The organism is Streptomyces sp. NPDC055254 (assembly GCF_053606025.1).
Map to the genome: position 1 here is coordinate 79,034 of NZ_JBSGQV010000026.1, position 6,442 is coordinate 85,475.

4 protein-coding genes and 1 pseudogene are annotated in these 6,442 nt (G+C 75.4%); 4 read left to right on the forward strand and 1 reads right to left on the reverse strand.

What is annotated here, in order from left to right:
- Window positions 1-107 precede the first annotated feature (107 nt).
- Entirely contained in the window at window positions 108-1,316 is a 1,209-nt protein-coding gene (metK, locus tag ACWFQ8_RS23140) for a methionine adenosyltransferase (RefSeq protein WP_453788155.1), read from the forward strand.
- A gap of 90 nt (window positions 1,317-1,406) precedes the next feature.
- On the forward strand, window positions 1,407-3,539 hold the full coding sequence (locus ACWFQ8_RS23145; protein WP_453788156.1) for a primosomal protein N': 2,133 nt from the start codon (window positions 1,407-1,409) through the stop codon (window positions 3,537-3,539).
- 169 nt (window positions 3,540-3,708) lie between these two features.
- On the opposite strand, the gene ACWFQ8_RS23150 is transcribed toward ACWFQ8_RS23145, so the two are convergent.
- Window positions 3,709-4,233: a hypothetical protein gene (locus tag ACWFQ8_RS23150; RefSeq protein ID WP_453788157.1), complete on the reverse strand. Its 525-nt coding sequence runs from the start codon at window positions 4,231-4,233 to the stop codon at window positions 3,709-3,711.
- Between the two features lie 295 nt (window positions 4,234-4,528).
- Here ACWFQ8_RS23150 and fmt point away from each other — a divergent pair, with 295 nt between their 5' ends.
- Together fmt and ACWFQ8_RS23160 are read left to right on the forward strand one after the other, a co-directional pair.
- Window positions 4,529-5,473 (forward strand): methionyl-tRNA formyltransferase, encoded by a 945-nt coding sequence (fmt, locus tag ACWFQ8_RS23155; protein WP_453788158.1) that lies wholly within the window; start codon window positions 4,529-4,531, stop codon window positions 5,471-5,473.
- A 201-nt stretch (window positions 5,474-5,674) separates the two neighbouring features.
- A pseudogene (locus ACWFQ8_RS23160) lies at window positions 5,675-6,424 on the forward strand (transcription antitermination factor NusB); the annotation flags it as partial.
- Window positions 6,425-6,442 lie beyond the last annotated feature (18 nt).

Sequence of the window (6,442 nt, forward strand, 5' to 3'; positions counted from 1 at the left end):
TCAGCCGGTGGCGACCGATAAACTGCACTCGGAACGTGATCGGGCGCAGCCCCCGGTGTGGTTCCGCCAATGATCAGCCAGCAGCCGCTGCAACCCCAGGGAGCGTTGTGTCCCGTCGCCTGTTCACCTCGGAGTCCGTCACCGAGGGCCACCCTGACAAGATCGCTGACCAGATCAGCGACACGATCCTCGACGCGCTCCTCACCGAGGACCCGACCTCGCGCGTCGCCGTGGAGACCCTCATCACCACCGGTCTCGTGCACATCGCGGGCGAGGTGACGACGAAGGCGTACGCGCCGATCGCGCAGCTCGTGCGCGACAAGATCCTCGAGATCGGCTACGACTCCTCCAAGAAGGGCTTCGACGGCGCCTCCTGCGGCGTGTCGGTGTCCATCGGCGCGCAGTCCCCGGACATCGCACAGGGTGTCGACACGGCCTACGAGAAGCGGGTCGAGGGCGACGAGGACGAGCTCGACAAGCAGGGCGCCGGCGACCAGGGCCTGATGTTCGGCTACGCGTGCGACGAGACGCCCGAGCTGATGCCGCTCCCGATCCACCTGGCGCACCGGCTCTCCAAGCGGCTGTCCGAGGTCCGCAAGAACGGGACCATCCCGTACCTGCGTCCCGACGGCAAGACCCAGGTCACCATCGAGTACGACGGCGACAAGGCCGTCCGCCTCGACACGGTCGTCGTCTCCTCGCAGCACGCCTCGGACATCGACCTGGACTCGCTGCTGGCTCCCGACATCCGCGAGTTCGTCGTCGAGCACGTGCTGGCCCAGCTCATCGAGGACGGCATCAAGCTGGACACCGAGGGCTACCGCCTGCTGGTGAACCCGACCGGCCGCTTCGAGATCGGCGGCCCGATGGGCGACGCCGGCCTCACCGGCCGCAAGATCATCATCGACACCTACGGCGGCATGGCCCGCCACGGCGGCGGCGCCTTCTCGGGCAAGGACCCGTCCAAGGTCGACCGCAGCGCCGCGTACGCGATGCGCTGGGTCGCCAAGAACGTGGTCGCCGCCGGCCTCGCCTCGCGCTGCGAGGTCCAGGTCGCGTACGCGATCGGCAAGGCCGAGCCGGTGGGTCTGTTCGTCGAGACCTTCGGCACCGCCAAGGTCGAGGTCCAGAAGATCGAGGACGCGATCGGCGAGGTCTTCGACCTCCGCCCGGCCGCGATCATCCGCGACCTGGACCTGCTGCGCCCGATCTACGCCCAGACCGCAGCCTACGGCCACTTCGGCCGTGAGCTGCCGGACTTCACCTGGGAGCGCACCGACCGCGTGGACGCGCTGCGCGCGGCCGCCGGTCTCTGAGCCGACTCGCCGTAGCGAGCGTCGTGGACGGCCCCGGACCCTGTGGTCCGGGGCCGTCCGCTGTCGGTGGGGTTTGGTAAGAATGCTGCTGTGAGCAGCACGAACGATTCCGGGGAGCGGGCCGGGGGCGAGAGCCCCGACGGTCCGCCGGAGCAGCTCGCGCTGATCCGGGAGATCGTCGCCGAGGCGAAGGCCAAGGCACCCAAGGCGAAACCGCGCACCTGGCGCGGCGCCGCGCTGGCCGAGGAGCTGCCGGTCGCCCGGATCCTCGTCAACAAGGGCGTGCTCCACCTCGACCAGCTCTGGGACTACGCCGTCCCCGAGGAGCTCTCCGAGGCCGCGCAGCCGGGCGTCCGCGTCCGGGTCCGCTTCGGCGCGGGCTCCCACCAGGTGCACGGCGGCCGCCGCGAGGGCGGCGGGCTCATCGACGGCTTCGTCGTCGAGCGCCGCGCCGAGTCGGACTACGACGGCGCCCTCGCGGCCCTCGCGCACGTCGTCTCGCCCGAGGTCGTCCTCGATCCGCGCATGCTGGCTCTCGCCCGGGCCGTCGCCGACCGGTACGCCGGCAGCCTGGCCGACGTGCTCCAGCTCGCCCTGCCGCCCCGCAACGCCCGCGCCGAGGCCAAGCCCTCGCCCGAGCCGCTGCCCCCGCCCCCGGCGCCGGAACCGGCCGGTTGGGAGCGGTACGGCGCGGGGCCGGCCTTCCTGCGGGCCCTGGCCGGCGGCGGCACGCCGCGTGCCGTGTGGACCGCGCTGCCCGGCCCCGGTTGGGCCGACGAGCTCGCCCGGGCCATGGCCGCCACCCTCGCCTCGGGCCGCGGCGCCCTCGCCGTACTGCCCGACGGGCGCACCGCCTCCCGGGTGGACGCCGCGCTGACCGCCCTGCTGGGCGAGGGCCGGCACGCGCTGCTGACCGCCGAGTCCGGGCCCGAGAAGCGCTACCGGCAGTGGCTGTCCGTCCACCGGGGCTCGGTGCGGGCCGTCATCGGCACCCGTGCCGCGATGTTCGCGCCCGTACGGGACCTCGGGCTGGTGGCGATCTGGGACGACGGCGACTCCAGCCACAGCGACGACCACGCGCCCTTCCCGCACGTGCGGGAGGTGCTGGAGCTGCGCGCGGTCACCGACGGCTGCGGCTTCCTGGCGGGCAGTACGAGCTGCACCGTCGAGGCCGCCCAGCTGGTCGAGTCCGGCTGGGCGCGGCCGCTGGTCGCCGACCGCGAGACGGTACGGGCCTGCGCGCCCCGGATCCGAACGGTCGGGGACGAGCTGCTGGCCCGGGACGGGGCGGCGCGGGCCGCGCGGCTGCCCAGCCTGGCCTGGGAGACCGTCCGCGAGGGACTGCGGAGCGGACCGGTCCTGGTCCAGGTGCCGCGCCGGGGGTACGTGCCCCGGCTGGCGTGCGAGCGGTGCCGGACCCCGGCCCGCTGCACGGTCTGCGCGGGGCCGCTGGAGGCCCCCGACGAGCGGGACCTGCAGTGCGGTTGGTGCGGGCGGGCGGAGCCGTCCTGGCACTGCGAGGAGTGCGGCTCGTTCCGGCTGCGGGCCCGGGTGGTGGGCGCGCGGCGCACGGCCGAGGAGCTGGGGCGGGCCTTTCCGGCCGTGCCCGTACGGACCTCCGGGCGCGACCACGTGCTGGACGAGGTGCCGGACCGGCCCGCGCTGGTGGTGTGCACCCCGGGAGCCGAGCCCGTCGCGTCCGGCGCCGGGTACGCGGCGGCGCTGCTGCTGGACGGCTGGGCGATGTTGACCCGGCCCGACCTGCGGGCCGGCGAGGACGCGCTGCGGCGGTGGATCGGGGCCGCCTCCCTGGTGCGGGGCGACGGGCAGGTCGTCGTCGTCGCCGAGCCGACGCTGCGGCCGGTGCAGGCGCTGGTGCGGTGGGACCCGGTCGGCCATGCCGTGCGGGAGCTCGCGGAGCGGGCCCAGCTCGGGTTCCCGCCGGTGTCCCGGATGGCGTCGGTGGCCGGCCGGGGCGAGGCCGTGGAGGCCTTCCTGGCCGGTGCCGGGCTGCCGCCGGACGCGGAGGTGCTGGGCCCCGTCCCGCTGCCCGGGCGGCGCGGGGAGCCGTCCCCGGGGGAGCGGGCGCTGGTGCGGGTCCCCCCGGGCAGCGGGGCGGCCCTGGCGGCCGCTCTCAAGGCGGCCCAGGCGGCCCGCATGGCGCGCGGGGTCCCGGCGGCGGAGGCGGTGCGGGTCCGCATCGACCCGCTGGACATCGGCTGACAGGCCGTCGGCCGGGGCGGGCGCCGTCCGACGGGTGCGGCGGCGCGGACGCAAGGACGCCCCCGGCGGGGCGACCGTGGGGGTCGTCCCGACGGGGGCGGGTCGGTGCGGCGCTGGAGCGGGGTGTCCGGGGCCGTCGGGGGTCGGCGACCCGGCGGCGACGGGCGGATCAGCCGTTGCGCGGTCCGGGGAAGGCCGCCGGGCGGGCGGCGGCGCCCGCCACGGCCTGGGAGTCCTCGCGCACGAGTTGCGGCGGCACCGAGCGGGCCGCCGGGACCGTGGGGAGCGGTCCCGGAGTGCGGGTGGTCGTGCCCTCGGCCGGCGGCTCCGCGGACTCCGCGGCCTGTGCCCGGCGGGCACCGTAGCGCCGGTGCACGGCCTGCTTGGTGACGCCGAGCGCCGAGCCGACGGCGTCCCACGAGAAGCCGAGCGAGCGGTCGAAGTCCACCGCGGCGGTGACCAGGGTCTCGACGCTGTCCCGCAGCTCCTGCGCGAGGCGGACGGTGGGCGCGGGCGCCCGGCCGTAGACGACGAAGCCCGTGGAGGGGCCGGAGCGGCGGGGGCGGTACACGTTGCCGAGCTGGGCGGTGAGCGTACGCAGAGCATCCACTTGCCGGCGAACCCGCTCGATGTCCCGCACCAGCAGGTGCAGGCTGGCCCGGGCTTGGGCGTCGTGGGTGGCGTGGTCGGCCATGAAGAAGCCTCTCGAACCGGTTCTGAAGGGCGGATCGGGCCGCGGACACCGTTCACGGGCGGCCCGTCTTGGTCAATCTCTCTTGACCAACGCGCCACCGGGCGCCCAGGTCACGCTGTGGGGGCGCGTCGGCATATGCGAGAGGCGCGTGTGTCCGCGTACGCTCCCCGGCGCCCGCTGGTCGGCGCGGTGACGGGGTGCCCGTCGGCCAGGCTCGACCGGCACTGTGCCCCCCGGCGTGCACGCCCCATAGACTGGTGCGCTGCTGACAGCCGAGATAGCGAGGTAGGACCCAGTGAAGCTCGTCTTCGCAGGCACCCCCGAGGTCGCCGTGCCCGCCCTGGACGCCCTCATCGCCTCCGGGCGGCACGAGGTCGCGGCCGTCGTCACCCGGCCCGACGCACCGGCCGGCCGAGGCCGCCGGCTGGTCGCCAGCCCGGTCGCCGAGCGCGCCGAGGAGGCCGGGATCGAGGTCCTCAAGCCCACCCGGCCGCGCGACCCCGACTTCCAGGCCCGGCTGCGCGAGATCGACCCGGACTGCTGCCCGGTCGTCGCCTACGGGGCGCTGATCCCCAAGAGCGCCATCGAGATCCCCCGGCACGGCTGGGTCAACCTGCACTTCTCGCTGCTGCCCGCGTGGCGCGGGGCGGCCCCCGTCCAGCACTCGATCATGGCGGGCGACCAGGTCACCGGCGCCTCCACCTTCCGGATCGAGGAGGGCCTGGACTCCGGGCCCGTCTTCGGGATCCTGACCGAGGAGATCCGGCCCACCGACACCAGCGGCGACCTGCTCACCCGGCTGGCCTTCGCCGGCAGCGGTCTGCTGTCCGCCACCATGGACGGCATCGAGGACGGCACCCTGCGCGCCGTGGAGCAGTCCCTCGACGGGATCTCGCTCGCGCCCAAGATCACGGTGGAGGACGCCCGGATCGACTGGGCGGCCCCCGCGATGCGGGTCGACCGCGTCGTGCGCGGCTGCACCCCCGCGCCGGGCGCCTGGACGGTCTTCCGCGGCGAGCGGCTCAAGCTGATCTCGGTGGGCGCGGTGCCCGACCGCACCGACCTGGAGCCCGGCGTGCTGGCCCCCGCCAAGAACAACGTGTACGTCGGCACCGGCTCGCACGCCGTGGAGCTGCTGTGGGTGCAGCCGCAGGGCAAGAAGCCGATGCGCGGCGCCGACTGGGCGCGCGGGGTGCGGATCGCTCCCGGCGAGCGGCTCGGCGGGGCCGACGTAGGCTGACCGGTACGGCCGCGCCGCGGACCGGACCCGTCGGCACCGCGACCGCGCCCGTTCCCAGCACGCCGTACGACCCCCGGCACCGCACAGCAGCACAGCACCCGCACGGGTCCGGCCTTCCGGCGCGCGCCGCGACCGCCGCCCGCGCACCCCCCGTAGCCTTCGTAGCACTCGTAGCACTCGTACATCCGGAGCACCTTTCACGTGAGCGAACAGCCCCCTCAGCCCCACCGCAGCCCCGCCGCGGCCGGTGGCGGCAAGAACCGCCAGGCCAAGCCTCACCGCAGGCCCAAGAAGGATCCCGTGCGGATGCTGGCCTTCGAGGTGCTGCGGGCGGTGGACGAGCGCGACGCGTACGCGAACCTCGTGCTGCCGCCGCTGCTGCGCAAGGCCCGCCAGGACGAGAGCTTCCAGGCACGGGACGCGGCGCTGGCCACCGAGCTGGTCTACGGGACGCTCCGCCGCCAGGGCACCTACGACGCGGTCATCAAGGCGTGCATCGACCGCCCGCTGCGGGAGGTGGACCCGCCGGTGCTGGACGTCCTCTCGCTCGGCGCGCACCAGCTGCTCGGCACCCGCATCCCCACGCACGCGGCGGTCTCGGCGAGCGTCGAGCTGGCCCGGGTGGTGCTCGGCGACGGGCGCGCGAAGTTCGTGAACGCCGTCCTGCGCAAGATCGCCGCGCACGACCTCGACGGCTGGCTGGAGCGCGTCGCGCCGCCGTACGAGGACGACGCCGAGGAACACCTGGCGGTGTACCACTCGCACCCGCGCTGGGTCGTCAGCGCCCTGTGGGATTCCCTGGGCGGCGGCCGGGCCGGGATCGAGGACCTGCTGGAGGCCGACAACGAGCGGCCGGAGGTCACGTTGGTGGGGCGGGCCCGCCGCCCGCCCCCCCCCCGGCGTGGGGAAGGCGTGGGCGAGGGCCAGGGGCTGCCGGGGGGCGGGGGGCCCTAAGCCCTGCCGCTGTGC

What these genes read in the sequence shown, in the direction of transcription:
- ACWFQ8_RS23150 (WP_453788157.1), bottom strand. Translation starts at nt 4,233, where the DNA reads ATGGCCGACCACGCCACCCACGACGCCCAAGCCCGGGCCAGCCTGCAC.